This window comes from Cupriavidus ulmosensis, assembly GCF_977008105.1.
This window is the reverse complement of record NZ_CDRMWP010000002.1, coordinates 1,228,716-1,255,677: the sequence shown is the minus strand read 5'-3', so window position 1 is coordinate 1,255,677 and position 26,962 is coordinate 1,228,716. Positions and strand designations below refer to the sequence as shown.

26 protein-coding genes are annotated in these 26,962 nt (G+C 68.8%); 17 read left to right on the top strand and 9 right to left on the bottom strand.

What is annotated here, in order from left to right; translation table 11 throughout:
- Positions 1-50 precede the first annotated feature (50 nt).
- The 7 genes from ACWTPI_RS25245 to ACWTPI_RS25215 all read left to right on the top strand — a co-directional run bounded on the left by ACWTPI_RS25245 (position 51) and on the right by ACWTPI_RS25215 (position 5,977).
- Positions 51-782 (top strand): TenA family transcriptional regulator, encoded by a 732-nt coding sequence (locus ACWTPI_RS25245; protein ID WP_059414075.1) that lies wholly within the window; start codon positions 51-53, stop codon positions 780-782.
- Between the two features lie 80 nt (positions 783-862).
- Positions 863-1,219, top strand: a complete 357-nt coding sequence (locus ACWTPI_RS25240; protein WP_059414073.1) for a 2Fe-2S iron-sulfur cluster-binding protein — start codon at positions 863-865, stop codon at positions 1,217-1,219.
- A gap of 48 nt (positions 1,220-1,267) precedes the next feature.
- Positions 1,268-1,576 carry a hypothetical protein gene (locus tag ACWTPI_RS25235; RefSeq protein ID WP_020204124.1) on the top strand — a complete coding sequence of 103 codons (309 nt, stop codon included), beginning with the start codon at positions 1,268-1,270 and terminating at the stop codon, positions 1,574-1,576.
- Between the two features lie 80 nt (positions 1,577-1,656).
- Positions 1,657-2,037, top strand: a complete 381-nt coding sequence (locus ACWTPI_RS25230) for a 2Fe-2S iron-sulfur cluster-binding protein (RefSeq protein ID WP_029043843.1) — start codon at positions 1,657-1,659, stop codon at positions 2,035-2,037.
- 191 nt (positions 2,038-2,228) lie between these two features.
- On the top strand, positions 2,229-3,770 hold the full coding sequence (locus ACWTPI_RS25225; protein ID WP_059414069.1) for a hypothetical protein: 1,542 nt from the start codon (positions 2,229-2,231) through the stop codon (positions 3,768-3,770).
- A gap of 58 nt (positions 3,771-3,828) precedes the next feature.
- Positions 3,829-5,304 carry a gamma-glutamyltransferase family protein gene (locus ACWTPI_RS25220; RefSeq protein WP_059414067.1) on the top strand — a complete coding sequence of 492 codons (1,476 nt, stop codon included), beginning with the start codon at positions 3,829-3,831 and terminating at the stop codon, positions 5,302-5,304.
- 52 nt (positions 5,305-5,356) lie between these two features.
- Entirely contained in the window at positions 5,357-5,977 is a 621-nt protein-coding gene (locus ACWTPI_RS25215) for a glutathione S-transferase family protein (RefSeq protein WP_454733077.1), read from the top strand.
- Between the two features lie 33 nt (positions 5,978-6,010).
- Here ACWTPI_RS25215 and ACWTPI_RS25210 read toward each other — a convergent pair whose 3' ends face one another.
- On the bottom strand, positions 6,011-7,198 hold the full coding sequence (locus ACWTPI_RS25210) for a thiolase family protein (protein ID WP_059414064.1): 1,188 nt from the start codon (positions 7,196-7,198) through the stop codon (positions 6,011-6,013).
- A 51-nt stretch (positions 7,199-7,249) separates the two neighbouring features.
- Between ACWTPI_RS25210 and ACWTPI_RS25205 the strand changes: the two genes are divergently transcribed.
- The 7 genes from ACWTPI_RS25205 (at position 7,250) to ACWTPI_RS25175 (ending at position 14,221) form a co-directional block, all read left to right on the top strand.
- Positions 7,250-7,372 carry a hypothetical protein gene (locus tag ACWTPI_RS25205; RefSeq protein WP_454733076.1) on the top strand — a complete coding sequence of 41 codons (123 nt, stop codon included), beginning with the start codon at positions 7,250-7,252 and terminating at the stop codon, positions 7,370-7,372.
- Positions 7,373-7,459: 87 nt separating this feature from the next.
- On the top strand, positions 7,460-8,011 hold the full coding sequence (locus tag ACWTPI_RS25200) for a TetR/AcrR family transcriptional regulator (RefSeq protein ID WP_059414061.1): 552 nt from the start codon (positions 7,460-7,462) through the stop codon (positions 8,009-8,011).
- Positions 8,012-8,372: 361 nt separating this feature from the next.
- Positions 8,373-9,557, top strand: coding sequence for an acetyl-CoA C-acyltransferase (locus tag ACWTPI_RS25195; RefSeq protein WP_454733075.1), 1,185 nt, complete (start codon positions 8,373-8,375; stop codon positions 9,555-9,557).
- A gap of 52 nt (positions 9,558-9,609) precedes the next feature.
- Entirely contained in the window at positions 9,610-10,416 is an 807-nt protein-coding gene (locus ACWTPI_RS25190; RefSeq protein WP_454733074.1) for an enoyl-CoA hydratase/isomerase family protein, read from the top strand.
- Between the two features lie 2 nt (positions 10,417-10,418).
- On the top strand, positions 10,419-12,347 hold the full coding sequence (locus ACWTPI_RS25185; RefSeq protein WP_454733073.1) for an acyl-CoA synthetase: 1,929 nt from the start codon (positions 10,419-10,421) through the stop codon (positions 12,345-12,347).
- An 88-nt stretch (positions 12,348-12,435) separates the two neighbouring features.
- Positions 12,436-13,425 carry a Bug family tripartite tricarboxylate transporter substrate binding protein gene (locus ACWTPI_RS25180; protein WP_454733072.1) on the top strand — a complete coding sequence of 330 codons (990 nt, stop codon included), beginning with the start codon at positions 12,436-12,438 and terminating at the stop codon, positions 13,423-13,425.
- Between the two features lie 91 nt (positions 13,426-13,516).
- On the top strand, positions 13,517-14,221 hold the full coding sequence (locus ACWTPI_RS25175) for a TetR/AcrR family transcriptional regulator (RefSeq protein ID WP_020204112.1): 705 nt from the start codon (positions 13,517-13,519) through the stop codon (positions 14,219-14,221).
- On the opposite strand, the gene ACWTPI_RS25170 is transcribed toward ACWTPI_RS25175, so the two are convergent.
- From ACWTPI_RS25170 to ACWTPI_RS25155, 4 genes are all read right to left on the bottom strand, one after another.
- Positions 14,216-15,391 (bottom strand): OpgC domain-containing protein, encoded by a 1,176-nt coding sequence (locus tag ACWTPI_RS25170; RefSeq protein WP_020204111.1) that lies wholly within the window; start codon positions 15,389-15,391, stop codon positions 14,216-14,218. The two genes, ACWTPI_RS25175 and ACWTPI_RS25170, sit on opposite strands and share 6 nt — an antisense overlap.
- Before the next feature lie 357 nt (positions 15,392-15,748).
- A complete protein-coding gene (locus ACWTPI_RS25165) occupies positions 15,749-16,762 on the bottom strand; it encodes a Bug family tripartite tricarboxylate transporter substrate binding protein (RefSeq protein WP_231586595.1) in 1,014 nt (337 codons plus the stop codon).
- Between the two features lie 193 nt (positions 16,763-16,955).
- Entirely contained in the window at positions 16,956-17,387 is a 432-nt protein-coding gene (locus tag ACWTPI_RS25160) for a DUF2846 domain-containing protein (RefSeq protein ID WP_454733071.1), read from the bottom strand.
- A 23-nt stretch (positions 17,388-17,410) separates the two neighbouring features.
- Positions 17,411-17,806 carry a hypothetical protein gene (locus ACWTPI_RS25155; protein ID WP_454733070.1) on the bottom strand — a complete coding sequence of 132 codons (396 nt, stop codon included), beginning with the start codon at positions 17,804-17,806 and terminating at the stop codon, positions 17,411-17,413.
- 443 nt (positions 17,807-18,249) lie between these two features.
- On the opposite strand from ACWTPI_RS25155, the gene ACWTPI_RS25150 reads away from it, so the two are divergent.
- Complete coding sequence (locus tag ACWTPI_RS25150; protein WP_029043838.1) at positions 18,250-21,432, top strand: EAL domain-containing protein; 3,183 nt, start codon at positions 18,250-18,252, stop codon at positions 21,430-21,432.
- Between the two features lie 3 nt (positions 21,433-21,435).
- On the opposite strand, the gene ACWTPI_RS25145 is transcribed toward ACWTPI_RS25150, so the two are convergent.
- From ACWTPI_RS25145 to ACWTPI_RS25135, 3 genes are all read right to left on the bottom strand, one after another.
- Complete coding sequence (locus tag ACWTPI_RS25145) at positions 21,436-22,017, bottom strand: amino acid synthesis family protein (protein WP_020204106.1); 582 nt, start codon at positions 22,015-22,017, stop codon at positions 21,436-21,438.
- 80 nt (positions 22,018-22,097) lie between these two features.
- On the bottom strand, positions 22,098-23,054 hold the full coding sequence (locus ACWTPI_RS25140; protein ID WP_029043837.1) for a Bug family tripartite tricarboxylate transporter substrate binding protein: 957 nt from the start codon (positions 23,052-23,054) through the stop codon (positions 22,098-22,100).
- Between the two features lie 80 nt (positions 23,055-23,134).
- The gene (locus tag ACWTPI_RS25135) at positions 23,135-24,034 is read right to left on the bottom strand and encodes an NAD(P)-dependent oxidoreductase (RefSeq protein ID WP_020204104.1); all 900 of its coding nucleotides are present in this window, start codon (positions 24,032-24,034) and stop codon (positions 23,135-23,137) included.
- Between the two features lie 124 nt (positions 24,035-24,158).
- On the opposite strand from ACWTPI_RS25135, the gene ACWTPI_RS25130 reads away from it, so the two are divergent.
- Both ACWTPI_RS25130 and ACWTPI_RS25125 read left to right on the top strand, forming a co-directional pair.
- Entirely contained in the window at positions 24,159-25,049 is an 891-nt protein-coding gene (locus ACWTPI_RS25130; RefSeq protein WP_029043836.1) for a LysR substrate-binding domain-containing protein, read from the top strand.
- 189 nt (positions 25,050-25,238) lie between these two features.
- Positions 25,239-25,646, top strand: a complete 408-nt coding sequence (locus ACWTPI_RS25125) for a DUF1484 family protein (RefSeq protein WP_454733069.1) — start codon at positions 25,239-25,241, stop codon at positions 25,644-25,646.
- Positions 25,647-26,454: 808 nt separating this feature from the next.
- On the opposite strand, the gene ACWTPI_RS25120 is transcribed toward ACWTPI_RS25125, so the two are convergent.
- On the bottom strand, positions 26,455-26,607 hold the full coding sequence (locus tag ACWTPI_RS25120) for a hypothetical protein (protein ID WP_454733068.1): 153 nt from the start codon (positions 26,605-26,607) through the stop codon (positions 26,455-26,457).
- Positions 26,608-26,962: the final 355 nt, after the last annotated feature.

Sequence of the window (26,962 nt, the reverse complement as noted above, 5' to 3'; positions counted from 1 at the left end):
AGGGCCACAGCGGCCCGATTCCAACGCGATCCCAACCCTGGAGCCCCCAAATGCCCGAACTCATGAACCGCGAAGTCTTCCGCACCGCGCTCGAAAACGCCATCAAGGGCAAGAGCGCCAACAAGGCCCCCTTCAGCATCGCCTGGGCCAGCGGCAAGCTCTCCCGCGATCACCTCGCCCGCTGGGCCGAGAACCACTACCACTACGTCGGCCCCTTCGCCGACTACCTCGCCTACATCTACGCCCGCACCCCCGACCGCTTCACCGAAGCCAAGGACTTCCTGCTCGCCAATATGTATGAAGAGGAAATCGGCGGCGACCGCCACACCGACCTGCTCATCCGCTTCGCCGAAGCCTGCGGCACCACCCGCGAGCGTGTCATCGACCCCGACAACATGTCCGCCACCACCCGCGGCCTGCAAAGCTGGTGCTACGCCGTCGCCATGCGCGAGGACCCCATCGTCGCCGTCGCCGGACTCGTGGTCGGCCTGGAATCGCAGGTGCCTTCCATCTACCGCAAGCAGACCCCCACGCTGCGCGAGAAGTACGGCTTCACCGACGAGGAAGTCGAGTTCTTCGACCTGCACATCGTCTCCGACGAGATCCACGGCGAGCGCGGCTACCAGATCGTGCTCGAGCACGCCAACACGCCCGAACTGCAGCAGCGCTGCCTGAAGATCTGCGAGATCGGCGCCCAGATGCGCCTGCTCTACACCACCGCGCTCTACCACGACTACGTCGCCCAAGAAATCCCCCTGCCCGAACTCGAACTCGCCGCCTGAAGGCGCGTTGAATTTGCCATGACGCGGGCGGCATCGCGCGATGCCGCCCGCACCAGAGAGACCGCCCGCGGGACAGCCGTATGCCGAAAGTCGTATTCCACAAGAACGGCGAGACCTATGAAGACGAGGTCAAGCCCAACACCAACCTGGTGGTGCGCGCCGGGATCAAGCAGTTTCCGTATCCCAACCTGCGCTACGAGTGCGGCATGGGCAAGTGCTCGAAATGCGCGTGCCGCGTGATCGCGGGCGCCGAGCACCTGCCGCCGCCCAACTGGAAGGAAAAGAAGCAGCTCGGCGAGCGGCTGGAACAGGGCTACCGCCTGACCTGCCAGCTCTGGCTGGAGCATGACATCGAACTGGAGCAGGACGAGCTGCCGGCGCAAAGCGCCGCCGCCGCGCTCCAGCCGGCCACGATAGTGCCGGCAGCCAATCCGTAATCTCCGGCAATCCGCCGCAACCCACCGCATCCAGCAGGCAGCGCAGTCATGTACGTCATTCTCAGCAGCAAGCCAGGCCAGTTCCGCACCGAGCTCGTCGACGGGCTGGTGGCCGTGGAGGCCTACGACTACCTCTTCTACGGCCGCAAGACGGCGCAGTACGTGATCGCCGAGCTGGCGCATCCGGTCAAGCTCAAGGTGGTGGAGGAAACGGAAGCCGACAGCGCCGCGCCGCCGCTGATCAACTACGTGCCCTCCAAGTTCCTGGAAAAGTTCGACACGCTCGAAGACGCGCGCCAGGAGCTCAGGCACCTGGCCAGCTTCGGCAGCATGGACATCGCGCTGGTCAGGCGCTGAGCCCGCCGCCCGCCCCACGACAAACCCCGAGTATGACCGGCACGGCGCCGGGCAGCCCCCTCATGCAATCGGACCGCCCCATGATTGAAATCACCTTCCTCACCAACGGCAGCAAGGTCGTCAGCGCTCCCGAGAACAGCAACCTGCTGCGCGTGTCGCTGCGCGAGAAAGGCGGCATCCCCTTCAAGTGCGGCGGCGGCCTGTGCGGCACCTGCAAGTGCAGGATCGAACAAGGGCGCGAATCCACGGACGCCATCAAGCCCAAGGAACGCCGGCACCTGACCGACGAGCAGTTCGCGCAGGGCTACCGCATGGCGTGCCAGACCTTCGTCAACGGCGACATCAGCGTGTCGTGGGAGCCGCAGGCCGACCCCGCCAGGCCGCCCTCGATCGCCGTGCGGCCCACCGCGGCCGCGCCGGCGCCCACCGCCCCGGCAGCCAGCACCACCGACGCCGAATAGGCACGCGGACGCCGTTCGCCGTCCCGCGGCAGGCGCCCTGCCCGCCGCGGGACATGCGCGCGCCGCCCCTCCGGCAGCCGCCGGTCCGCGCCAGGGTTGCCGCCCCGGCGCGAAGCCGGCTACGATGCCGCCTCTGCACGGACCGGCAGCGCCAGCCCCCAGGCGCGCCGGCACAGGAGACAAGCCCCCAAATGGATTCACACATCGCCCTCGGCGCGGCCCACTGGGTCTACCTCGCCGGCGTGTTCGCCATCGTGCTCACGATGGTGTTCCGCGCCAACGTGGTGGTGCCCGCCATCATCGCCACCTTCCTGGTCACGCTGGCCTGGACCCACAACCCGGTCAGCGCGCTGGCCAGCATCTTCAACGCCAGCTTCGTGGCCGCGCGCGAGCTGTTCAACATCTTCCTGGTGATCGCGCTGATGACGGCGCTGCTCAATGCGCTCAAGGCGCTGCGCTCCGACGTGCGCATGGTCGAGCCGTTCCGCGCGGTGATGAAGAACGGCCACGCGGCCTACTTCATGCTGGCGGCCATCACCTACGCCATCTCGCTGTTCTTCTGGCCCACCCCGGCGATCCCGCTGGTGTCCGCCATCCTGCTGCCGGCCGCGATCGCCGCCGGGCTGCCGCCGCTGGCCGGCGCGATGGCCATCGCCATCGCCGGCCAGGGCACGGCGCTGTCGTCCGACTACGTGATCGGCGTGGCGCCCGGCATCAGCGCCAAGGCCGCCGGCGCCGCGGTCAGCGCCACGATGGTGGCGGACCGCGCGCTGGTGCTGTCGCTGATCACCGGCGGCATCGCGCTGACGCTGGCCTACCTGTCCATCCGCGGCCACATCCGCCCCGCCAGCGCCAGCCTGCTGGAGCGCTGGCAGGGCCGCGCGCCCGACGCGGACCTGGCCCGCGTGGAAGCCGCCGGCAGCTTCGACAAGAGCGAGCTGGCGCGCGGCACCGCGCACGGCGAGCCGCTCGGCACCGATGCGAACATCGCGCGCAGCCTGTCGATGGTGGAGCAGCGGCGCATCAAGTGGTCCAAGGCCTTCGCCATGCTCACGCCGCTGGCCTTCGCCGCGGTCATCGCGCTGATGGTCTCGCCCAAGCTCGGCCTGGGCATGGCCGAGCTCAAGGGCGGCGAGGCCGCCGCGCTGGTGGGCGGCACCGCTGCGCTGCTGATGATCCTGTGCACGCTGGCCGCCGAAGGCCCGCGCAGGATGCTAGACACCAGCGCCGAGCACATCACCGACGGCTTCGTGTTCGCCTTCAAGGCGATGGGCTCGGTGCTGCCGATCGCCGGCTTCTTCTTCATCGGCGCCGGCGACACCGCCGGCGCCATCCTGCAGATTGGCGCCGGCCACGCGCCCAGCCTGCTGTTCGAGCTGATCCAGGGCGCCGAGAACTGGATCCCCAGCAACCACGTGCTGGTGGCCTTCGGCGTGCTGCTGGTCGGCATGATCACCGGCATCGACGGCTCGGGCTTCGCCGGCCTGCCGCTGACCGGCACGCTGGCCGGCGCGCTCGGCCCGACCGTCGGGCTGGACGCCGCCACCTTGTGCGCGGTCGGCCAGATGGGCGCGGTGTGGACCGGCGGCGGCACGCTGATCGCCTGGTCCTCGCTGGTGGCCATCGCCGGCTTCGCGCGCGTGCCGGTGCTCGACGCCGTGCGCGCGCTGCTGGTTCCGGTGCTGGCCGGCCTGGCGGTATCGACGATGTGCGCCGTGGTGCTGTGGCGCTGAAACGCCGCAACGCCGAAACGCAAGCCCCCATTCCCCTCACCTCGATGGAGCAAACCGCATGACAACCGCAATTCCGCCCGAAGGCGTGCGCGCGCCGCACTGCATGGTCGCCACCGGCCACCCGCTCGCCGCCCAGGCGGCGCTGCGGGTGCTGCGCGAAGGCGGCAGCGCCGTGGACGCGGCGCTCGCGGCCGACGCCATCCTCGGCGTGGTGGAGCCGATGGCCACCGGCATCGGCGGCGACATGCTGGCCATGATCGTCGAGCCCGACGGCCATGCGGTCAGCTACAACGGCACCGGCCGCGCGCCGGCCGCCTTCCCCGTAGAGGCGCTGGCCGGTCTGCCCAACCAGCGCATCCCCGAGCGCCACGCGCTCTCGCTGACCACGCCGGGCGCGGTGCGCGGCTGGGAAGACCTGCACCGCCGCTACGGCCGCATGGAGTGGAAGCAACTGTTCGCCCCGGCCATCGCGCTGGCGCGCGACGGCTTCGCGGTGGCGCCGGTGGCCGCGCGCGAATGGGCCGTGTTCGACCGCGTGCTGCACCAGGACCCGGTCTGCGCCGCGCTCTACCGCGCCGGGCGCCCGCCCGTGGCCGGCGAGACCTTCAGCAACCCGGAACTGGCCAGGGTACTGAGCGCCATCGCCGCCGAAGGCGCCGACGCCTATTACCTGGGCGCGCCCGCGCAGGCGGCCGAGACCGCCAGCCGCCATGCCGGCGGCGCGCTGGCCGCGGCGGATTTCGCGGCCCACCGCGGGGACTTCTGCACGCCGGTTTCCACCGAGTTCCGCGGCCTGACCATCCTCGAGTGCCCGCCCAACACGCACGGCGTGGCCATCCTGCACGCGCTCGACGAGCTCGGCCAGCTCGATCCGGCGCTGCTGGCCGAGGACGATCCCGCCGCCGTGCTGCGCACCGTGCGGGCGATGGGCCGCGCCATGCAATACGCCAAGCAGACCGTGGCGGACCCGGCCGGCAACACCGTCTGCACCGTGGTGGTGGACCGCGACGGCCTCGCCGTCACGCTGATGACCAGCATCTTCAAGCGCTTCGGCTCCGGCATCGCGGTGCCGGGCTGCGGCTTCGTGCTGCAGAACCGCGGCTTCGGCTTCGCCGGCCCGGGCCACATCAACAGCCCGGCGCCGGGCAAGCGCCCGTATCACACCGTGGTGCCGGGCGCGGCGCTGCGCGACGGGCGCTTCCATGCCGGCTTCGGCGTGGTCGGCGGGCTGATGCAGCCGCAAGGCCAGCTGCAGTTGCTGGTGCGGCTGGCGGCGTGGCAACAGCCGCTGCAAGCCGCGCTCGACGCGCCGCGCTGGCGGCTGGAGTCCGACACCGCGCTCGCCATCGAAGCCGGCACGCCGCCGGCCATCGCGAAGGCCCTGCGCGACGCCGGCTACGGCGATCCGGCCGGCCTCGGCGAACTCGGCGGGCGCAGCGATTTCGGCGGCGCGCAGATCGTCATGCGCGATGCCGACGGCAGCCTGCTGGGCGCGTCGGACAAGCGCAAGGACGGCATCGCGCTGGGCGAGTGAGCCCGGCGCCGCCCCTTCCCAACCCTCGAACCCACCAGCCGGAACCCCATCCGTGACCCTGAAGATCTACGGCATCGCCGCCTCGCGCGCCATCCGCCCGCTGTGGGCGGCCGAAGAACTCGGCCTGCCCTACGAGCACGTTCCGCTGCACTACGCCTCGCCCGAAGCCAAGGCGCCGGCCTACCTGGCGATCAATCCCAACGGCATGGTGCCGGCCATCGACGACGACGGCCTGGTCCTCTACGAATCGCTGGCCATCACCCTGTACCTCGCGCGCCGGCACGCCGGCCGCGTGCTGTGGGACGGCACCGCGCGGCAGGATGCCCTCATCCTGCAATGGACGCTGTGGGCCGCCACGATGGTCGAGCCGCTCACCACCCAGCTCGCCCAGCACACCCGCCTGCTGCCGCCGGCGCAGCGCGACCCGGCCCAGGCCGTTGCCGCGCTGGCCGCGCTGCGCAAGCCGCTGGCCGTGCTCGACGCCCATTGCGCGCGCCAGCCCTACCTGCTCGGCGACAGCTTCACCGTGGCCGACCTCAACCTCGCCGCGGTGCTGCATCGGCTGGCCGACCTGGACGCGGCGGACCTCGCCAACGTGGCCGCGTGGCACCAGCGCTGCGTGGCGCGGCCGGCGGCGCAGCGGGCCTTCGCGCTGCGGCAGAAGACCGCCTAGCGCCGCGTCGGTCCGGCGCCTCAGTCCGGCGCCTCAGTCCAGCGCTTCAAGCGCCAGCGCGATGCCCTGGCCGCCGCCGATGCACAGCGTCACGATGCCGCGCCGGATGCCGTCCGCGCGCATCGAGTACAGCAGCCGCGTGGTCAGCACCGCGCCGGTGGCGCCGATCGGATGGCCGTGCGCGATGGCGCCGCCGTCCACGTTGATGATGTCGAGCGGCAAGCCCAGCTCGCCGGCCACCGCCAGCGGCACCGCCGCGAACGCCTCGTTGATCTCCACGCGCTCCACGTCGCCCAGCGCCCATTGCGCGCGCTGCAGCGCCTGGCGCACGGCCGGTACCGGGCCCAGGCCGAACAGGCCCGGCTCGACCGCGCCGACGCCGTAGGCCACCAGCCGCGCCATCGGCACGAGGCCCTTCGCCTCGGCCAGCGAGCGCTCGGCCACCACCATCGCCGCCGCGCCGCTGTTGAGCCCCGGCGCGTTGCCCGCCGTGATGGTGCCGTTCTTGCGGAACGCCGGCTTCAGCTTGCCGAGGATCTCGAAGGTGGTGTCCGGCCGGTTCGCCTCGTCCACGCTGAACGTCGCCATGCCGCCCTTGGCCTTGACCGGCACGCCGACGATCTGCGCGGCGAAGCGGCCCTGCTCCTGCGCGCGCGCGAAGCGCTGCTGCGAGCGCTCGGCCCAGTGGTCCTGGTCTTCGCGGGTCAGCTTGCTGCGCTCCACCAGGTCTTCGGTGTGCCAGCCGGAATGCTCGCCCGAGAACGCATCCACCAGGCCATCGCGCAGCATGCTGTCGTACAGCACCGCGTCGCCCATGCGGCTGCCCCAGCGCCCGGCCGGCATCAGGTAGGGCGCCTGGTCCATGTTCTCCATGCCGCCGGCGATCGCCACGTCCACGTAGCCCAGGCGGATCTCGTCGGCCGCGCTGGCGATGGCCTGCGCGCCGGAGCCGCACACGCGGTTGACCGTCATCGCCGGCAGCGAAACCGGCAGGCCGGCGCCGCGCGCAGCCTGCCGCGCCGGGTTCATCTTGTTGCCGGCCTGGATCACGTTGCCGAACACCACGCTGCCGACCAGCTCCGGGTCGAGCCCGGAGCGGCGGAACGTCTCGGCGATCACCGCCGCGCCAAGCTCGGTCGCCGGCGTCGATTTCAGTGCGCCGTTATAGGCTCCGATTGCCGTTCGCACCGGATGGCACAGCACCACGTCTCTCGCTTTCATCACATCGCTCCTGGTTGGGGCGAACGTTCCGCCCTTGCGTCATTCGATTGAATGATGATCATCATACTAAAGAACCGGAAAGAAGATGAAGCGCCGGATGCTGGCGTATCCGCCACTTCTGCCAACGTGGTCCGGTCATTGAATGATGACCGTCATGCCATCGTCATGGCATGATGTGGCATCGGCTGCCGGGCGCTTCATCATCCGGATATGATGATCGTCATCCAATCAGCGCCGCCCTTCAACCTACGGAGTCCAATCGTGCGTTACTCGCCGGAACACAAGGCCGAAACCCGCAAGCAGATCGTCGAGGCCGCCGCGGCCGAATTCCGCGAGCATGGCATCGACGGCGTCGGCCTGGCGCAGCTGATGAAAAGCGCCGGGCTGACCCACGGCGGCTTCTACGCGCACTTCGATTCCCGCGATGCCCTGGTCGCCGACGCGGTCGACGCCGCCTTCGGCCAGACCACGGCCTTCCTCGAAGCGGCGGCCGCGGCGGCGCCCGCGCGGCAGCGCAAGCGCGCCATCCTGCACGCCTACATGAACCGGAAGCACCGCGACAAGCCCGCCAGCGGCTGCGCCATCGCCGCGCTCGGCGCCGACGTGTCACGGCTCGACGCCAGGACCCGCAAGCGCTTCGAGGCCGGCGTGGCGGCGCTGATCGAACTGATCGCGGGCGACGACAGCGCGTCGTCGCGCAAGGACGCGATCCTGATGCTCGCCACGATGGTCGGCGGCCTCGTGCTCGCGCGCGCGGTGCGCTCGGAGGCGCTGTCCACCGAAATCCTGGATACCGTGCAGGCGTCCCGCTAGCGGCGCGCGGAGCGCGTTGCACCGCCGTGCGGCACCATCGCTTCGCATGCGAACCATTATTTCCGCGCGGTGATGTGGCTGCCGCCGGCCCTCCTTTTTTTCTCCCTCCCTCCTCTTCCCGCTTCATCGAGGTAAACCCTCGCCAGCCCGCCGCGCGCTTGACCTGCCGAAATCCGCTAACTAGCATGTAGACAGTGGATACACCGAGGCGGCCACCTGGCGCAGGTGGCTGGACACACGGAAAACCGGCGGCATCCTGGCAACCAGCCGGATCGCTCCGTCCAAATCTATCCACTGTCTATATCTGCCACGCACCAGGACCGGAAGTCCCCGTGCGGATACCCATACCAAAGGAGAACCCATGTCTCGCGCAGTGATCGTTTCCTACGCCCGCACCCCCATCGGCAAGGCCGGGCGGGGCGCCTTCAACCAGACGCACGGCGCCACGATGGCGGGCCACGTCATCGAGCATGCCGTGCGGCGTGCCCGCCTCGAAGGCGGCGAAGTGGAAGACGTCATCTTCGGCTGCGGCCAGCCGGTCGCCGCCACCGGCGGCAACGTGGCCCGCGCCGGCGCCATCCGCGCCGGCCTGCCGGTCTCGGTGAGCGGCACCACGCTCACGCGCTTCTGCGCTTCCGGCCTGCAGGCGGTCGCCTTTGCCGCGCAGCGCGTGCTGGTCGACAAGGTGCCGGTCATGGTGGCCGGCGGGGTCGAGTCGATCAGCCTGTCGCAGCCGGTCACGCTCAAGGTGGCCCAGCAGGAAGCGTGGCTGGCCGAGCACCGGCCCGACGTGTACCTGCACATGATCGACACCGCCGAGATCCTGGCCCGGCGCTACGGCGTGTCGCGCGAGCGCGCCGACGCCTTCTCGCTGCGCAGCCAGCAGCGCACCGACCGCGCCCAGCAGGCCGGCCTGTTCCGCGACGAGATCGTGCCGCTGGCCACGCGCAAGGGCGTGACCGACAAGGCGACCGGCCAGACCACCACCGAGGCCTGCCTGCTCGAAGCCGACGAAGGCAACCGCCCGGACACCACGCTGGAAAAGCTCGGCGCCCTGCCCCCGGTCAAGGGCGAGGGCTACCAGGTGACGGCCGGCAACGCCAGCCAGTTGTCGGACGGCGCCGCCGCGCTGGTGGTGATGTCCGAGCGGGAAGCGCAGCGGCGCGGGCTGGCGCCGCTGGGCTATTTCATCGGGCTGGCGACGGCCGGCGTGGAGCCGGACGAGATGGGCGTCGGCCCCGTGCGCGCGGTACCGCGCCTGCTCGAGCGCAACGCGCTCACCGTCGACGACATCGACCTGTGGGAGCTCAACGAGGCTTTCGGCTGCCAGGCGCTGTACTGCATCGACCAGCTCGGGCTGCCGGAGGAGCGCGTCAACGTCAACGGCGGCGCCATCGCCATCGGCCACCCCTACGGCATGACCGGCGCGCGCCAGGTCGGCCACCTGCTGCTCGAAGGCCGGCGCCGCAAGGCCAGGTACGGCGTCGTGACCATGTGCGCGGCCGGCGGCATGGGCGCGGCCGGCCTGTTCGAGTTCATCCACTGAACGACCGGAAAGCCAACAAACAAGACGGCGCACGCCGACAGGAGACAAGCCAATGACAACCAACCCGACCACCCCCATCACCGAATACGACACCGTGTTCGTCGACCGCGACGGCGGCTGCGGCATCGTCACGATGAACCGGCTCGAGAAGTACAACGCGCTCAACGCCGCGCTGCGCAACGACATCCACGCGGCGATGTCGGCGCTGATGGCCGACAAGACCATCCGCGGCATCGTGCTGTGGGGCGGCACCAAGGCCTTCGTCTCGGGCGGCGACCTGGTCGAGATGCTCAAGCGCCGCCCGCTCGATGCGTTCGGCCCCACCAGCGGCGCGTCCGACCTGTGGGCGCTGATCCATCACAGCACCGTGCCGGTGGTGGCGGCCATCGCCGGGCCGTGCTTCGGCGGCGGCCTGGAGCTGGCGATGGCCTGCGACCTGCGCGTGGCCGCCGACAACGCGCTGATGGGACAGACCGAGACCAACGTCGGCCTGATCCCCGGGCGCGGGGGCACCCAGCGCCTGGTGCGGCTGGTGGGCGCGACGCGCGCCAAGGAAATGATCTTCACCGGCGAGATCATCAAGCCGGACGAGGCCTACCGCATCGGCCTGGTCAACAAGGTGGTGCCCGCCGCGCAGCTGCTCGACGAGGCCAAGGCCTACGTGCACCGCATCGCGGAGAAATCGCCGCACTCGATCGCCCTGGCCAAGCTGATGATCAACAACGGGCAGGACACCAACCTGGATACGGCGCTGATGATGGAGCAGCTTGCCTTCGCCACGCTGTTCAGCACCGACGACATGCACGAAGGCAGCGATGCCTTCCTGAACAAGCGCCGTCCGGCCTACCGGGGATCCTGACCATGACACAAGCCGCCATCGAAGCCGCCGCCCGCGCGCGGCGGGACCTCTACCAGCCCGGGCTGCGCGTGGCCACGCTCGGCGACATCGAGCGCTTCGAGCAGACCCCGCTGCCGGCGCGCGACCTGCCGGCCAGCACCTACGACCTGCTGCGCCTGGCGCGCGACCGCGCGCCCGATGCGCCCGCGCTGCACCACTTCGCCTCCGGCGACGAGCTGGAGCGCGCCACCACCGTGAGCCACGGCCAGTTGTTCGGCCGCATCACCCAGACCGCCAACCTGCTGCATGCGCTCGGCCTGGGGCCGGCCGACGTGATCGGCATCCTCATGCCGGTCGCGCCGGAGTCGCAATACGCGCTCTGGGGCAGCGAGGCGGCCGGCATCGCCTGCCCCGTCAACTGGATGCTGGAGCCGGAGATCATCCGCACCCTGCTCGCCAACGCCGGCGCGAAGGCGGTGATCGTCTACGGCCCCGACCCGGACATCGAGGCCTGGAACAAAGCCATGCTGATCCGCCGGGAGCTGCCCGGCGTGCGCCACTGGATCAAGGCCGGCGGCGGCCCCGCGAGCGAGGATGGCGTGGTCGACCTGCTGGCCGAGCTGCCGCGCTTCGGCGCCGAGGCGCTCGACAGCGGCCGGCGCATCGCCCCCGGGGACACCGCCTCGATGTTCCACACCGGCGGCACCACCGGCACGCCCAAGCTCGCCCTGCACACGCACGGCAACGAGGTCTTCATGGCCTGGGCCAGCGGCATGCAGTACGACGTGCAGCCCGCGGACGTGCGCGTGTGCGGCGTGCCGATGTTCCACGTCACCGGCGTGCTGACCAACTGCCTGATGCCGCTCGCGCGCGGCGCCTCGGTGGTCATGCTGACCTCGGGCGGCTGGCGCGATCCCTCCGTGATCCGCAACATCTGGCGCATCATCGAGCGCTTCCGCGTCACCACGCTCAGCATGGTGCCGGCCGTGGTCAACATGCTGCTCAACATCCCCCTCGAGGATGCCGACATCAGCTCGCTGCAGGCCGCCACCTGCGGCACCGCGCCGCTGTCGACGGCCATCGCCGAGGCCTTCGGCAGGAAGACCGGCTCGGTCATCCTGGAAGGCTACGGCCTCACCGAAGGCACCGCGCTGAGCGCCTGCAACCCGCGCCACGGCGAAGCGCGCACGGGCTCGATCGGGTTCCGCATGGCCTACCAGCAGATGAAGGCGGTCAAGGTGGCCGGCCGGCGCATCGTGCGCGACTGCGAGCCCGGCGAGCCGGGCGTGGTGGTGGTGCGCGGGCCCAACGTCTTCGCCGGCTACCTCGACCCGGCGCACAACCGGGACATCTGGTTCGACGGCGGCTGGTTCAACACCGGCGATCTCGGCTACATGGACGCGCAAGGCTACTTCTGGCTGACCGGCCGCGCCAAGGACCTCATCATCCGCGGCGGCAACAACATCGACCCGCGCATGATCGAGGAAGCGCTGTACCGCCATCCGGCCGTGTTCGACGCCGCGGCGGTCGGCATCCCGGACGCCCACGCGGGCGAGCTGCCGGTAGCCTACATCGCGCTCAAGCCGGGCAGCGACTATCCGCTCGGCCGCCTCAGGCACTACGCCTACGAGGCGATTCCCGAGCGCGCGGCGGTGCCCAGGCAGTTCTATCTGGTCGACGCCATTCCCAAGACCGCGGTCGGCAAGATCCAGAAGAACGTGCTGCGCGGCGACGCCATCCGGCGCGCCCAGCAGCAGATGCTGGCCGATGCCGCCGCCGGGGCGCCGCTCCCCGTGCGCGACATCCGCGTGGAAGACCGCGGCGACCTCGGGCTGGCCTCCACGCTGGTGCTGCCCGCCGCCATGAGCGAAGCCGAGCGCGCCGCGGCGATGGCCACCATCGAGACCGCCTTCGCCACGCTGACCACGCGCTACTCGGTGGTGTACGAGTAGCGCGGAAAGGCTGGCGAAAGCCAGCCGAAATGCGGAACCGAGAACAGATCGAAATCAGATCGAAAACAGATCAAGACAGGAGACAACCATGACCACGTCCAACACGGCCGCGCGCCTCGCGGCCGGGGTGGCCGGCTTGCTGCTGCTGGCGCCCCATCCCGCGCATGCCGAAAAGCCGGCGGATTACCCCACCCATCCGATCCGGATCATCGTGCCCTACGCCGGCGGCGGCGGCACCGACATCATCGCCCGCACCGTGGGCGCGGCCCTGTCGCGGCAGATGGGGCAGCCGGTCGTGGTGGACAACCGGCCCGGCGGGCAGACGGTGGTGGCCTACTCGATCGCCTCGAAGGCGGCGCCGGACGGCTACACCCTGCTGCTCAACAACTCCGCGCACAGCATCCAGCCGGCGCTGTTCAAGGACCTGCCCTACGACGCCATCAAGAGCTTCCGCGGCGTGGCCGGGATCGCGGCAGCGCCCGTGGTGTTCGTGGTGGACCGCAAGCTGCCGGTGACGGACCTCAAGAGCTACCTGGCCTATGGCAAGGCGTCGCCCGAGCGGCTCAACTTCGGCTCCTTCGGCGCCGGCACCGGCTCCCACCTGTGGGGAGAGATGCTGGCCTCGGTCAGCGGCATCGACATGATGCACGTGCCGTACAAGGGCTCCGCGCCGGCGATCCAGGACCTGATCGGCGGCCAGATCAACGGCCTGTTCGTCGATCCGCTGGCGATCAAGCCGCATATCCAGGCCGGCACCGTGCGCGCGCTCGGCGTGACCGGGCCGCGCCGCTGGAAAGGCCTGGAGAGCGTGCCCACCTTCGCCGAGCAGGGCTATCCGCAGTTCGCCGACGTCGGCTGGTTCGGCCTGTTCGCGCCGGCCGGCACGCCGGACGCGATCGTCAACCGTCTCAGCGCGGAGGTCGCGAAGGCGGTGGCGGTGCCCGAGGTCAAGGCCCGGCTGCAGGAGCTGGGCACCGAGCCTAGCGGCACCACGCCGGCCGCGTTCGACGCGCAGATCCGCAAGGACGCGGAGCGCTGGGCCAGGGTGGTCGCCGAAAAGCACATCACGCTGCAATAGCAATCACCATCGCCGCGCGCGCGGATGCGGGGCGGGCGCGCTGCCGTTGGCGCTAACATGGAGGCCTGACGACACCGCCCACGGCAACACCATGACCAACGCCACCACCCCGCCGCCCCGCCAGAGCTACCACCACGGCAACCTGCGCGAGGAAATGATCCGCTGCGGCAGGGAGATCCTCGCAACCGAAGGCGTCCACGGCCTGACGCTGCGCTCGGCGGCGCGGCTCGCGGGGGTCTCGCACGGGGCGCCGCGCAACCAGTTCGCCGACAAGGAAGGACTGCTCGCCGCCATCGCCGCCGACGGCTTCCGCGAGCTGGTGGCGATACGGCGCGCCCGCATGTCGCCCGACATGACGGCCGAGGGACGGCTGCTCACGGTGATGGACGGCTACATCGAATTCGCCGTCAGGCACCCCGCCCTGTTCTACCTGATGTTCGGCCCGCAGATCGTCGGCAAGGAGAATTACCCCGAGCTGCTGGAAGCGGGCGCGGCCTCCTACCAGTTGCTCTACGGCGCGGTGCAGGACTATTTCAGCGAGAACGGACTGGACGCGCAGTTCGACGACATGATGGTGCGCTGCGCCTGGTCCGCCATGCACGGCGTCAGCATGTTCTTCAGCGCCAAGCCGACCGGGCCCACCACGCGCCCGAAGGTGGCGCTGGCGCAATGGCGGCAGGGCGTGCAGCAGTTCGTGCTGACCGGCCTGCTGGCCGCCGGCAGGGAGAAGGCGGCATCGGCCGCATCGGCCGCGCCGAAGCCGCGGACGCGGCAGCGCGCCGCGGCCCGCTCATAGGCCGCGGCCGTTCGCGCAGGGCACCGCGCGCAACTGCCGGGCGGCCACCGCCGCCTTGCGCCCCTCCTTGCGCCGCCCCCACCAGCCGCCGATCACCAGCAGCAGCGCCACCGCCACGATGTCGCCGCCCAGCGCGATGGGCCGCGAAGGCCGCCCGCCGGCGATGCCGTAGGTAAAGCCCTCGATCACCACCGACACCACCGCGCCGAACACGAAGCAGAACAGGCTGTGGCGGCCGATCTGCACCACCGGCCCCATCACCGAGGCCAGCCGCGCCACCCAGCCCGCGCGCACCGCCAGGTAGGCCAGCCACGCCAGCCCGAGGAAGCTCGCCACGCGCAGCGCCGCCAGGCTTTTCTTGGGCAGCGGGAACACCATCGTCGGCAGCCATGCCGGCAGCCACGGCTCGTACACGTGCGGGCGCATCCACAGGTAAGCCAGCAGCACGCCGGCCAGCGTCATCGCCACCGCCAGCACCGTCACCACCCAGCGCACCAGCGGCTGGCGCGGCAGGATCACGTCCGGCCGCAGGCGCGACATCAGCCCCAGGCCGAACATCAGTTGCCACGCGAACGGATTGAAGCTCCAGCCGTTGCCGTCGCTGCTCGGCAGCAGCGGCGTGAGCATCGGCGCCATCAGCCACAGCAGCGCGCTGGCGCCGACGAAGGTCAGCGGCCGCGCGCGCGCCATGCGGATCGACAGCGGCGCGCACAGGATGAAGACCGCGTACATCGGCAGCACGTCCGAGACGAAGGGCTGGCGCGCCACGCTGAACACCTCGATCAGCGTGCTGAACGGATGCGCCATGAAGATCGGCGCCTCGGTGGACACCACCGCCGGCGCCGGCACGCGCGCGAGCGCCAGCAGCAGGCCGAACACCAGCATCAGCAGCCCGGTCAGCACGAAGGCCTTGTAGATCTCCCAACTGCGCCGCACCAGGCGGCTCTGCGCGGCGGCCGCGCCGTGCCGCGCCTCCATCGCCAGGAAGGCGGAGCTGGCCGAATAGCCGGCCAGGAAGACGAAGATCTCCGCCGCGTCGAAGAACGCGAAATTGCGGATGGTGTAGTCAGCCAGCACGCTGCCGTTGACGTGATCCACCACGATGAAGATCAGCGCCACGCCGCGGATCAGGTCGACCTCAGTTCTGCGCTGGGTTTCGTTTGTCGCCAAAAGCCTCTCCTGCATCACAGGCGGCAGACGTCCCGACAAGGCGCCCCGCCACCCCGGACCCGCCATATGGCGAATCCGCTACCTGTTTCACTATGAAATCCGGCACGTTGGACAGCGCAAAGACAAAAATGTGCCGCGCCCGCGACGCGGCCTGCCCTGGCGGCCAATGCACCGGGCGAGATGATACGGCATATTGGGGATTACCCTAGGGCGAGGCTGCCGGGGGCTGGGGAAACGCGGGAGGGCGGGAAGGCGGGAGGGAGGAAAGACGGCGCCGGCTCGCGCGAGCCGGCGCGCGGAGAGCGCGGACGGTTGCCGGTACTGGTGCCGGTGCTGGTGCCGGTGCCCGATTCCGGCCTACGACTGCAGCGGCTGGATTTTCGCGCGATGCACGATCGCGCGCCATTTCAGGGTTTCACTGGAGATGGTCCTGGCGAACGCTTCCGGCGTGCTGCCCACCGGCTCCAGGCCGAGACCCAGCAGCTTCTCGCGCACCTCCGGCTGGCGCAGCACGGCGGCCGCGTCGGCCTGCCACTTGCGCACCACCGCGTCCGGCGTGCCCTTGGGCGCCACCAGCCCGTACCACGAGGTCACGTCGAAGCCCGGATACGACTCCGCCACCGTCGGCACGCCCGGCAACTGCGCCAGCCGGTGCGGCCCGGCCACCGCGACCGCCACCAGCTTGCCCGAGCGGATGTGCTGGAGCACGCTCGACACGCCCGCGAACACCATCTGCACCTGCCCGCCCAGCACGTCGTTGAGCGCCGTCGCGATGCCGTTGTAGGGAACGTGCATGGTCTTGATGCCCGCCTCCAGGTTCAGCAGCTCGCCCGCGAGGTGCGCGCCGCTGCCGTTGCCCGGCGAAGCGAAGTTCAGCTCGCCCGGATGGGCGCGCGCGTATTCGACCAGCGCCTTGAGCGTGTGCGCCGGCAGGCCCGGATTCACCACCAGCACGTTCGGCGAGGTCGCCAGCAGCGTGACCGGCACGAGGTCCTTCACCTCGAAGCCGAGCTTCGGAAACAGAATCGGGTTCACCGTCAGGTTGCCCGCCGGCGCCAGCGCCAGCGTGTAGCCATCGGCCGGCGCGCGCGCCGCCGCTTCCATGCCGATATTGCCGGCCGCGCCCGGCTTGTTGTCGATCACCACCGGGCGGCCCCACTGCTCCGCCAGCTTCTGCCCGACCAGGCGCGGCAGCGCGTCCGCCACGCCACCCGCCGCGAACGGCACGATCACCCGGACCGGCCGCGCCGGATAGCCTTCCGCCCCGGCCGGCCCCGCGGCCGGCGCCGGCAGGCTCGCGCAGGCCAGCAAGGCGGCGCCGGCGATGCGGATGACAAGGGAATCGGCCAACAGGCGGACAAGACGGTTCACTTCTGACTCCGGAAACATGGAAAGACAACAAGCGCGCCGGGACCGCGCGCGCTTGTAGATCAGACCGATGTTATCGGGCCGCCCGCTACTTGTATAGACAACTTTTCGGCTATGGAAAGGCGGTTTTCGCATATGGGAGCGCGCATGCCGCCGGCCTGGGCCGGGGCGCCGCGCGAGACCGCCCCCGGCAGCCTTATTTCGCTTGCGGCGTCAGCGCATTGCCGGTGTAGCTCAGCGACGGCAGGTCTTCCTTGGCCTTTTCCGGCGTTTCCAGCTCAAGCACGATCCGGCCGACCACCAGGCCAAACGAAGGCGAGCTGCGCACGTATTTCGTTTCCCCCGCATCGAGACCGAAGCTGAGCGTCTTCTCGGTCTCCGTCGCGGTGGCGGCGACATACTTGCCTGCCGGACGATCGACGAAGAAGAAGCCGCCCGGCTTGGACTCGCCCACCACCTGGTCGTTGAGGCGAATATCCGGCTGGAGCGCCGCGCCGAACATGGATGCCGAGCGCAGGAAGTAGATACGGCCCTCGCCTTGCTTGATGGTAGGTATGGATGCGGCCATTTCCGAATGCTTCACGCCGGAAGCGCAGCCCGCCACAAGACCAGCCAGGGCCAGGCCCATCACTACAGTCCGTACAGCACGAATCACTTGATATCTCCGAATTTAAGGGGTACCGCGGTTGAAAGCGGGGAATAGTTTTCTTCCCCGGGCAAATAGAATCCCACCAGCTTTTGTTCTTCGATCACCAGGTACGCCTCATGCACCTGGCGGCCTTCAATCGTGAAAATCGTGCCGACCGGCCTGAAGACCTGGCCCTGCGGAAGACGCCCGAAGGACAGCCAGACCGAGTCCTGGACAAGCGTGCGCGAATATCCCGTATCGAGCTTGATGGCGGCCGGCTCCAGCAGCCGGATTCGCCGTGCTGCCGCCTCCCGGCCGGATATCTCGACCTTCGATTGCGAAATCGGTACCGAAGGCGCGCATGCGCCGAGAAACAGGCTCAACGCCAGCCATGCGCCGGCAAGACGGATACGCCCCATGAATTCTCCTGTCTGCTTGATATTTGCCGGCCAGCGGCCGCGCGTTGCCCGCGTCATTGGTGCATGCCGCGTCGGCTGCCGCGCAGATCGCAATGGCAGCAGTCATCGTTGATCAACATTGTCGTTAATGACAAATAACGGCACGTATCGCCAAAAATGCCCCCCACCAAAGAGTGGCATCCGAGGGGTCGGAACAATGGCCCCGAACAGTGACGCGGAGGGGCCGCAATGGTGCCGGCCGCCAGCTTCCCGCACCCTCCCGCGGCACGCACGCACCGTCACGGGGAATATCCGCCAAACGCTAAAGCCGCGGCGCGCGGGCGTCGATATGGGAATGCCAGCCAACCCTCCAGCCAGGCCCGGCATCTTTCTTGCCTCTTTCCCGCCAGTCCGTTGGAGTGCGCCATGAGTCACCCTAAATAATGCGCGACGGTGCGCGCACGATGAAAGACAATCCCTTCTTCCGGTTTCTCGGGCGCCTGCGCGTGGGCCGCAAGCTGCTGCTGATCTATCTGCTGGATCTGAGCGCGGTGGTCTACATCAGCGGGATACTGATCCACGAGAAATACATCGCCATCGACTTCTCCAACAAGGAGATCGGCGGCAACATCTACCTGCACACGGTGCGCGACGCGCTGGCCGACGTCGCGCTGACCGAGGCCGGGGCGCGGCCGCCCGCCGCGCGCTTCGAGCAGATCGGGGCCGAGCTGGCCCACGCCGAGCAGCAGTACGGCACGCACATGCAGAGCGCCGAGCTGAGCCGGCGCGTGCGCGCGGCACTCGCCGCCATCGCGCGCGAGCCGCAGCCCACGCCCGCCACCGTGGGCGAGGCCCTGGAGGCCTGCCGCGAGCTCGTCACGCGCATCGGCAACCAGTCCAACCTGATCCTCGACCCCGACCTCGACAGCTACTACGCCATGTCGCTGTCGATCCTGCGCTATCCGGCACTGGTCGACGCGGTGCACGGCATCGGCCGGCGCCTGCACGACGGCATGCACGGGCAGGAATCCCGCGAGGCCCTGCGCACGCGCTATCTCGTGCTCGAAGGCCAGCTCGACGCAGTGCTGGAAGGCCTGCGCTCCGACCTCGCCGAGGCCGGCGCCGCCGACCGCGCGCTCGGCACCGCGCTGGCGCCTTCCGTGGCGCGCATGCGGGCCGCGGTGGAAGCGTACCGGCACGCCGCGCGCATCGTGGTGAACGGCAGCGACAAGACCGACCCCGCCCTGCTCGCCAACCTCGACACCGCGCAGCAGGCGCTGGTGCTGAGCGTGCGCGACACCTGGCGCGACACCAGCGAGCAGCTCGACACCCTGCTCCACGCGCGGGTGCGCGGGCTGTTCTCGCGCATGTGGCTGCATCTGGGCACCGCGCTGTTCCTGCTGTGCGGCATCCTCGGCATGGTGTACTTCGTCGCGCAGCAGATCTCGCGGCCGCTGCGGCAACTGGCGCGCGTGATGGACACCGTGCGCCGCACCGGCGACCACACGCTGCGCGCGAGCTGGCACAGCCAGGACGAGATCGGCCAGCTGGTGCGCGGCTTCAACGAGATGCTGGAGCAGCTCGACCGCGAGCGCGACGTGCAGAAGGAGCTCGCCGCCACGGCGCGCGCCTCCGCCGCGCAGCACGCGCTGGTGGAAGCCACGCCGGTGCCGATGATGGTGACTGCGGTCCCCGGCCACGAAGTGCTGCACGCCAACCAGCCCGCGCTCTACTGGCTCAACGGCTGCACGGCCGACCCGTGGGCCTTCGCGCTCGATTCGCCCGTGCGGGCGCGCTTCTTCCAGCAGTTGTCCGACCGCGATGCGGTGGAGGAATTCGAGGTGCGCTGGAAAGCCAGCGCCGAGCCGACCTGGGCCATGCTGTCCGCGCGGCGGCTCAAGTTCCAGGGGCGCGACGCGGTGCTGACCGCCTTCACGCCGATCAACCAGATCAAGCTGATGGAGCAGCGGCTCGAGCTGTGGGGCAAGGTGTTCGAGGCGTCCTCGGAAGCGATCCTGATCCTCGACCAGGAGCGGCGCCTGCTGACGGCCAATGCGTCGTTCTACCGCGCCACCGGCTATCGCGCGGAAGACGTCACCGGCAAGCTGCCCGAGTTCGTCGTCGCGGCCGCGGGCGGCACGCCGCTGATCGAGGGGCTGGCGACGCTGGTCGACCTGTCGAGCGTGTGGAACGGCGAGGCGCAGATCCGACGGCGCTACGGCGGCGACTACCCGGCCTGGCTGATGATCAGCGCGGTGCGCGACAAGCGCGGCAACGTCTCGCACTACATCTGCACGCTGATCGACATCACCGACCGCAAGAAGAGCGAGGCGCGCATCCAGTTCCTGGCCGAGCACGACGTGCTCACCGAGCTGCCGAACCGCGCGCTGTTCACCAAGCGCCTGGGCATCGCGCTCGAGCGCGCGAGAAACTCGCCGGCGCGCGTGGCCGTGCTGTTCATCGACCTCGACCGTTTCAAGGACATCAACGATTCGCTCGGCCACCACATCGGCGACGCGCTGCTGCGCTCGGTGTCGCGGCGCCTGCTGCAGGCCGTGCGCAGCGGCGACACCGTGAGCCGGCTGGGCGGCGACGAATTCACCGTCATCCTGAACGATATCGGCGGCGCGGCGGACGTCGCCAGCACCATCGACGACCGCCTGCTGCCGCTCGTGCGCGAGCCGCACGCGATCGGCGGCGCCACGCTGCAGGTCTCGTGCAGCGTGGGCGTGGCGATGTACCCGGACGACGGCACCGACATCGACACCCTGATGCAGAACGCCGACGCGGCCATGTACCAGGCCAAGGCGGCCGGGCGCAACCTGGTGAAATTCTTCTCGCCCGACATCGCCGAGCGCGCGCGCCAGCGGCTCACGCTCGAAGCCTGCCTGCGCACCGCGGTCGAGCGCCAGGAACTGCGCCTCGCCTTCCAGCCCTGCCTCGACGCGATCACCGGCGCCGTCATCAGCGTGGAAGGGCTGCTGCGCTGGACCCATCCGCAGCTCGGCAGCGTGATGCCGGCCCAGTTCATCCCGATCGCGGAAGACACGCGCCTGATCATCCCGATCGGCGCCTGGGTGATCGACGAAGCGTGCCGCCAGCTCGCGCAGTGGAGCACCGCCGGCCTGCCCGGCATCCGCATGTCGATCAACCTGTCGGCGATCCAGCTGCGCGACGCCGACCTAGCCGCCACGCTGCGCGCGAGCCTCGCGCGCCACGCCGTCGCGCCGGAACGGCTCGAGCTGGAGATCACCGAGACCGTGCTGATGGACAGCGCGGAAAACTATCTCGACGCGATCAACGCGATCCGCGCGCTCGGCGTCAAGCTGTCGCTCGACGACTTCGGCACCGGCTACTCCAGCCTCAGCTACCTGAACCGCTTCCCGCTCGACCGGCTCAAGATCGACCGCGCGTTCGTGCACGACATGCTCGACGCGCCCGCCGACCTCGCCGTCATCAAGGCCATCGTCGAACTGGGCCACGACCTCGGCCTGCGCGTGGTCGCCGAAGGCGTGGAAAGCCGGCACCAGGCCGACATCCTGCGCAGCCTCGGCTGCGACGAGCTGCAGGGCTTCCTCTATGCGCGGCCGATGTCGGCGCAGGCGCTGGAAGGCTGGCTGCGGGAGCAGGCGCTGGTGGATGCCTGAGCGCTACCGCTGCCCGTCGGCCCCGACGACGTTCTCCTTGAGCAGGCCGCCGAGACGCGAATGCACGCGGCCGCCGGTGCCCATGACCAGCGCGAACAGGATCTCGTCGGGGCGCGGTGCGTCCTGGATGCCGATCTCGATGCTGTTGAAGTGGCTGCGCACGTAGGACGCATGGATGTAGTGCACCGGCACCATCATCCGGTAGCCGGCCGAGGCCACGGCCTTCACCGCCGGCACCATCGCCTTGGGCTCGCCGAGCACGGTGCGCATGGCCCAGCCGCCCGCCTCGTGCCACACCGCGCCATGCTCCATCTCGCCGTTGATGCCGACGATGGCGGCCTTGCTGTAGACCTCCACCTTGTCCTTGCCGCCGAGCGTGTCGACCAGTTCGCCGGCGAGCAGCGAGCCGAGCGAGCGCAGCTCCGACATGAACGGCATCAGGTCCGGCTCGTAGCGGCCCGCGTAGGGATTGCGGATCACCGCGCACGATGCCGCCAGCTTGAGCGGTTTCTCGGGCGGCGGGCCGCCTTCGTGATACGTGGTTTCGACGATCAGGCAGCGCTTGCGGATTTCGATCAGGGACACGGGAAACTCTCCAGAAAACACAGAAAAAAAGCGGGCAACGCCGACCGCGCGGCCAGCGCAGCCAGCACGGCCAGCACCGCCTATTCCGGCGTGATGCCGGCTTCCTTGACGATGGCCGCCCACTTGCCGATCTCGGCCTTGACGAAGGCGCCGAAGTCCGGCGCCGGCTGGCGCTTGGGCGTCAGGCCCTGCGCCGCGAAGCGGCGGACCAGCTCGTCAGAGGACAGCGCCTTGTCGAGCGAGGCCGACAGGCGCCGCGCCACGTCGTCCGGCAGCCCGGCCGGCGCCATCAGGCCGAACCACACCGTCAGGTCGAAGCCCGGCGCGCCGCTCTCGTTGAGCGTGGGAATGTCCGCGGCCAGCGGAAAACGCTCGCGCGTGCTCACGCCATAGACCTTGACCTTGCCGGCGCGCGCCTGCTGCAGCCCGTTGGCGAAATCGGTGAAGGTCAGCTTGACGATGCCGCCCATCACGTCGGTCAGCGCCTGCGGGCCGCCCTTGTACGGCACCTGCGTGATGTCCGACTTGCCCATGTGGGCGAGCTTCGCGCCGAACACCTGCGCGCTGCCCGAGCCGTAGCCATAGGTCAGCTTGCCCGGGTTCTGGCGCGCGTAGCTGAACACGTCGCCGACCCGCTTGCCCGGCGCGTCCGGCGAGCCGACCAGCAGGTAAGGCGTCTCCGCCACGCCGCCGAGCGGCTGCAGGTCCTTGACCGGATCGTAGGGCAGCTTCTTGAACAGGCTCACGTTGCTCGCCGCGGTGGTCACGCCGACGATCACGATCGTGTAGCCGTCGGCCTTGGCCTGCGCGGCCTGCTGCGTGCCGATGATGCCGTTGGCGCCGGGCTTGTTGTCGATCACGAACGGCTGGCCCAGGTCCTGCGACATCGGCTCGGCCAGCGCGCGCGCAACCACGTCGGTGATGCTGCCGGCCGGGAACGGCACCACCATCCGGATCGGCCGCTCGGGATAACCGCCGGCCAGCGCGCCCATGCTGAAAGCCAGGCCGATTGCCGCGGCGGCAATGCCTCGGTAAATGCTCATGTTGTTGTCTCCTCTTGTGCTTTTATGCTTTTGTGCTCTTGTGTTCTTGTCGTGGCGGCGCGAGGCCGCCCGTGCTACGCCTGCTTGTCCAGGTAGCGGATGATCTCCGTGTTGTCCGCGCGCGGGTCGAGCGCCCCGGCGGCCTGCTGCCACAGCGACGCGCACAGCGACAGTTGCGGCGCCTCGACGCCCGCCAGGGCCTGCAGCCCCGCGGCCGTGGCAAGGTCCTTGGCCTGCAGCCGCATGGCGAAGCCCGCGTTGAACGTGCCCGGGATGATGAACTGCGCCAGCTTGGTTTCCGTGGCCACGTTGCGGCCGCTCGACGCGTTGAGCACGCTCGCGAAGATGCCCGCGTCGAGGTCCATGCGCTGCGCGATCAGCAGTGCCTCGGATGCGGCCAGCAATCCGGCCGCATAGACGTAGTTGTTGAGCGCCTTCATCGCGTGCGCGGAGCCGACCGCGCCGGTCACGATCAGCGTCTCGCCCATGTGCTCCAGCAGCGCGCGCACGCGCTCCACGTGCGCCGGATCGCCGCCGGCCATGATCGCCAGCGTGCCGGCGCGCGCCTTGGCCACCGCGCCCGAGACCGGCGCGTCGACCAGCGCGATGCCGCGCCCGGCCAGCGTGGCGGCAAGGCGGCGCGTATCGGCCGGGTTGGACGAACCCATGTCCACCACGGTGGCGCCCGCGGCAAGGATGTCCGCCAGTCCCGCGCGGCCGCCCTCGCCGGCGACGACCGCGTTGGTGATCGGGCTGTTCGGCAGCATCGTGATCACCACCTCGCAGCCGGCCAGCGCCTCCAGCGCCGTGGCGCGCGCGAGCGTGCTGCCCCAGGCGGCATGGCCGGCGAGCCGCGCGAAGGGCGCGTCGGCGGTGTCGAAGGCCCGGATCTCCAGGTCCGCGGCCGTGGCCAGGTTTTCGAGCATCGGCAAGCCCATCATTCCCAGGCCGATAAAGCCGATCTTGCGGCGCATGTGGTCTCCTCTCTTCCTATGTCTTTTTTGCCGTCCGTATCCCGGCATGTGCTCCAGATCGTATGGGTTTTGCCGTGACTTGTCGTATGCTCTTGTGATTGTGGGTTATAACCATCTGTTATCGATGCGCTTCAAACTCAGACAAATGGAGGTCTTCCGGGCCGTCATGCTGACCGGCTCCATGAACGGCGCCGCCAGCCTGCTGTGCATTTCCCAGCCCGCCGTGAGCCGGCTGATCGCCTACACCGAGCAGAGCCTCGGCCTGCGGCTGTTCGAGCGCGTCAAGGGCAAGCTGCGGCCGACCGCCGAAGCGCAACTGCTGTTCCAGGAAGTCGGCTCGCTCTACGAAGAAGCGCTGCGCATCGACGAATTCGCGCGCGACCTCGCCACCAACCCCCAGGGCGTGCTCAAAATCTGCTCCAGCCCGAGCCTCGCGCTGAACTTCCTGCCGCCCATCATGGCCGCCTTCCTCGACGCCCATCCCCAGGTCCGGCTCACCATGCGCACCACGCTGCTGGCCGACATGGCGCTCGAGCTGCTCGGCCGCAAGGCCGAACTGGCGGTGTCGGTGCTGCCGATCGAACATCCGAACCTCGTGGTGGAACCGTTCGCGCAGGGCCGCATGGTCTGCATCCTGCCCGAAGGGCACGCGCTCGCCGCATCGCCGGTGCTGACGCTGGCCGAGGTCGCCGCCCACCCGCTGGTGCTCTACGCGCGCCAGATCCCGTTCGGGCAGTTGATGGCGGCGGCGTTCGCGCAAGCCGGCGTCGAGTGGCGCGCGCGCGCCGACATCGAACGCGCCGAGATCGCCTGCGCGCTGGTCCGCGCCGGCGTGGGCCTGGCCATCGTCGACGAATTCTCGGTCGGCCGCGCCGGCTGGCCCGGCACCGTGGTGCGGCCGCTGCGCGAACACATTCCGCTGACGCTAAGCCTGGTGCGCTCGCGCTTCGATACGCCGAGCCGGCAGGCGCAGGCGTTTGTGGGGTTGTTGAGGGCGCAGGCGGGTGGGATGTAGTGACGTGCGGGGATGGCGTGTGTGGGCTTCGTTCAGGGGGCGGGACGGCAGCACAAGTTAACATTCTGCTTGCGCGGTTGTATTGACAGCCCTTCGCTGATCGCGAAGAATCGGCTCGTCATCCAAAACAACGGGCGACCGGGTTTAGCAGCCTGTCATGCACGCCTCCCACCCATACACGGAGGTCTCATGCAAATCCATACCACTTTCCCTGACCACATCGGCACCGGCGCCAATCCCGCGCCAGCATCGACGCAACACAATCCGCCCAGCACCGAAACTCCAACCCTCGCGGCCTCGCGATACCGGGATCTCGTCGCGGAACTGATCTTGATGGCCGACCCCGACGCGCCGCGCGTCGGGCCGGTCTTTTCAGAGATCACCGCCGAACTCGGCGCGCTCGGCGATACCGTGCGCGACACCACGCTCGAAAGCTGCGATGCGCTGTTGCGCGTCAGCGCGGCGCTGGAATCGGTCCTTGCCATGCTGGACCAGCAGCGTGAAGACTCGACGTTTGGCCTGGGGCTGCATGCGCTGCTCTTGCCGCAGAAGGCGCAGTTGGATCTGGCTGTCGGTCGGATTCAGGGGATGTACTAGCGCCAAGGTGAGAGGCGCGGCTGCGGGCCGTGTCTCTTGCCTATGAACACCACACCGTCAGCAGCCGGGCGCGCCCCTACGCTTTGATTCCATTGTCCAGTCTGCTCTAGCGCGGCTGGCCGCAATTTCTAGACTTTGATGTACGGATTACAGGTGGATCCTTATTTCATACTCTCGGGTAGCCGTTTGAATCGATAGATAGCGAAGTACTTGGCTGTCCCCACGGGAATTGCGCCGAGGCGCAGACTCATGTGGACTTGCATGCCACGTTCAAAGATGAGATTTCCAGAGGGATCCAGGTACAAAGTGACGACAGAATCGGAACGATTTGGCCCAAACTCAGATCGCCCCCCATCACTTGACCCTCCCCAGGAAATGATTCCATTCTCGCCAGTGCAGACAAATCTGCCCTTGTTCTCAAAGGACGAAACGTACTCAATAGATCTTCCGCCCTCATATTGCAGATCGAGTGTCACAAGACGCTCTCTCATCCTCACTTTTGCGTAAATAAGGGGGAGGTACCGACCGTCGCTTGACTGGGAAGTAGCTAGCACGTCTTTCAATTGACGAGTGTCCCGGAAGGGAAAAACATTTGATAGCCGCCAACTCATCTCCCCTTGTTTTGCTGTTGCATCCCCTTCAATGAGTTCACCCATCCCTTCATATCGCCCACTGAGATTCGGGCAACGTGCAGCCGCGTACTCTGCCGGATCAAGATTGTTGCCTCCAGCACCTGGGTAGTTCGGCGGGGAATGGAAACAAGCAGTACAACTAAGAGCCAGTCCCACAATACATGACTTAGCTCGCATCATTTTTTGTCCTTTTTTTGCTGTGCCTGGTTACGGAATATCGACCAATCGATGCCATATTGATTCAGCAATGTGACTGCGGCGAAAGGCGCCGCCAACGGGATGTCAATATCCGTCTGGATTTCGAACATCATGCGCTGGAACGACGTCATGCTCTCCTTCAGGTTGCCAAGGCTGTCGTCAGCAGTAAGGCTACCAAGGAAATCATGCGGCCCAGCAAAAGACGCCAACACCTTGTCGGTAAATGTGCCTGGTAAGTATGGTGATTTTGCAGGCGTGCCTTCTAGTCCTTGGAACCCTCCCGTCAGCCCCCTTCATTGTTGAGTGCTTGCGCCAATGTTCACGGCTTTCCCGTGTCCAAGTTAGTAGTTCCCGTGAAATCCCATGCGCCATCCGGCCGCGCTACAACCGATCCACATTTCTGCAGATCGTCGATGCTGACACGCGTTCCGGCAATTTTCATCCCATCACCGTCAATACCGGCGCTAGGTCCAGTCGCATTGGAGG

Coding starts and splice junctions, on each gene's coding strand:
- ACWTPI_RS25210 (WP_059414064.1), bottom strand. CDS start 7,198: ATGAAAGCGAGAGACGTGGTGCTGTGCCATCCGGTGCGAACGGCAATC.
- ACWTPI_RS25180 (WP_454733072.1), top strand. CDS start 12,436: ATGACCACGTCCAACACGGCCGCGCGCCTCGCGGCCGGGGTGGCCGGC.
- ACWTPI_RS25220 (WP_059414067.1), top strand. CDS start 3,829: ATGACAACCGCAATTCCGCCCGAAGGCGTGCGCGCGCCGCACTGCATG.
- ACWTPI_RS25185 (WP_454733073.1), top strand. CDS start 10,419: ATGACACAAGCCGCCATCGAAGCCGCCGCCCGCGCGCGGCGGGACCTC.
- ACWTPI_RS25190 (WP_454733074.1), top strand. CDS start 9,610: ATGACAACCAACCCGACCACCCCCATCACCGAATACGACACCGTGTTC.
- ACWTPI_RS25230 (WP_029043843.1), top strand. CDS start 1,657: ATGATTGAAATCACCTTCCTCACCAACGGCAGCAAGGTCGTCAGCGCT.
- ACWTPI_RS25155 (WP_454733070.1), bottom strand. CDS start 17,806: ATGGGGCGTATCCGTCTTGCCGGCGCATGGCTGGCGTTGAGCCTGTTT.
- ACWTPI_RS25160 (WP_454733071.1), bottom strand. CDS start 17,387: ATGGGCCTGGCCCTGGCTGGTCTTGTGGCGGGCTGCGCTTCCGGCGTG.
- ACWTPI_RS25205 (WP_454733076.1), top strand. CDS start 7,250: ATGATGATCATCATACTAAAGAACCGGAAAGAAGATGAAGCGCCGGAT.
- ACWTPI_RS25175 (WP_020204112.1), top strand. CDS start 13,517: ATGACCAACGCCACCACCCCGCCGCCCCGCCAGAGCTACCACCACGGC.
- ACWTPI_RS25150 (WP_029043838.1), top strand. CDS start 18,250: ATGAAAGACAATCCCTTCTTCCGGTTTCTCGGGCGCCTGCGCGTGGGC.
- ACWTPI_RS25235 (WP_020204124.1), top strand. CDS start 1,268: ATGTACGTCATTCTCAGCAGCAAGCCAGGCCAGTTCCGCACCGAGCTC.
- ACWTPI_RS25225 (WP_059414069.1), top strand. CDS start 2,229: ATGGATTCACACATCGCCCTCGGCGCGGCCCACTGGGTCTACCTCGCC.
- ACWTPI_RS25130 (WP_029043836.1), top strand. CDS start 24,159: ATGCGCTTCAAACTCAGACAAATGGAGGTCTTCCGGGCCGTCATGCTG.
- ACWTPI_RS25240 (WP_059414073.1), top strand. CDS start 863: ATGCCGAAAGTCGTATTCCACAAGAACGGCGAGACCTATGAAGACGAG.
- ACWTPI_RS25120 (WP_454733068.1), bottom strand. CDS start 26,607: ATGACGTCGTTCCAGCGCATGATGTTCGAAATCCAGACGGATATTGAC.
- ACWTPI_RS25135 (WP_020204104.1), bottom strand. CDS start 24,034: ATGCGCCGCAAGATCGGCTTTATCGGCCTGGGAATGATGGGCTTGCCG.
- ACWTPI_RS25125 (WP_454733069.1), top strand. CDS start 25,239: ATGCAAATCCATACCACTTTCCCTGACCACATCGGCACCGGCGCCAAT.
- ACWTPI_RS25245 (WP_059414075.1), top strand. CDS start 51: ATGCCCGAACTCATGAACCGCGAAGTCTTCCGCACCGCGCTCGAAAAC.
- ACWTPI_RS25195 (WP_454733075.1), top strand. CDS start 8,373: ATGTCTCGCGCAGTGATCGTTTCCTACGCCCGCACCCCCATCGGCAAG.